We start from the raw sequence: 1,015 nt of genomic DNA, 5'->3' as shown, positions 1-1,015 counted from the left end.
GGCAAGGGCAAACTCCGAGATATCTAAACTTTGATTGCTTACCATCACTTGGCGCAGTCCATCTGCACCCATTGTCATTGGTAACAATAGTCTTAACCCTTGGAATCGGCTCAGCCATGTTTCTGTAGGCACGGCTAGCAAAAACAAGAACGTAAACTGGAAAAGTCCTAACACTTGCTCGACACGCTTGAACACTAAGGCCAAAGCACCCATCAAGAAGGAAAGACCGTAGGCTCCTAGTAACAAGGTACACAGAGGTAAGAGTAAACTGGGAGGAAAGCTGAGACGGCTTCCAGTTACGAGAGTGATCAGCAGCAATAGACTGACATTTAAGATAAGACGTAAGGCCAGACTAACGACAGTTCTAGCTAAAAAAACTTTGGCAGCACTGAACGATGAAAGGAAAACTTGTTCTAGGGTTCCAGTTTGGGCTTCTATTTGTAAAGTAATGGCAATATCATTAACAACAGATAAGACTAAAACCCAAAGCACATAACCGACGACAATGGTATCAATTCGATTACCAACACTTAGTTGGGGCCCAGCAACAAAGCGAACGCTGATAAACATTCCATAAAAAATGAATGTTGTGACGGCGACGGAGGAAAATGCTTCAACTGGATAGCGGATAAACTCAGTCCAAGTACGCTTGAATTCAGCCCGGAGCAATTGCAGCATGGCTTTTCTATCCCACTAGTTTTAAGAATACTTTTGTTAAATCAGCCTCATCCTTTTTGACTTGCACCAAAGGCAAAGGATTGAGGATTTGCAATACTTGATAAAGACCTTCTGGTGTGCCAGGGTAAAGAATTTCTCCCTTTTGTACCACGCCACCTAATGCCTCCAGTTTGCTGAGTCGTACCTGGTCTAAGCAGCCTTCGATTGCGATCGCATAGGTGGACCCAGAAAACCGCTGGATAATCTGGCGAGTTGGTTCCAGAGCAATGATTTGACCTTGTTGAATAATGGCTACCCGGTCAGCAATTTCTTGGGCCACATTCAGTTGATGGGTGGT

Annotated in this window: 1 protein-coding gene and 1 pseudogene; both read right to left on the bottom strand. The window is 44.4% G+C overall.

The annotated features are described in order from the left end of the window. The coding region (locus F6K53_RS45440) for an ABC transporter permease (protein ID WP_293087803.1) at positions 1-678 on the bottom strand (678 nt) is incomplete at its 3' end. A gap of 7 nt (positions 679-685) precedes the next feature. Continuing rightward, positions 686-1,015, bottom strand: a pseudogene (locus tag F6K53_RS45435) (ABC transporter ATP-binding protein); the annotation flags it as partial.

Source organism: Moorena sp. SIO4A1 (assembly GCF_010672065.1).
Classification (GTDB): Bacteria; Cyanobacteriota; Cyanobacteriia; order Cyanobacteriales; family Coleofasciculaceae; genus Moorena.
Note: the sequence above shows the minus strand (reverse complement) of the source record. Positions and strands in the feature narration are given on the sequence as shown.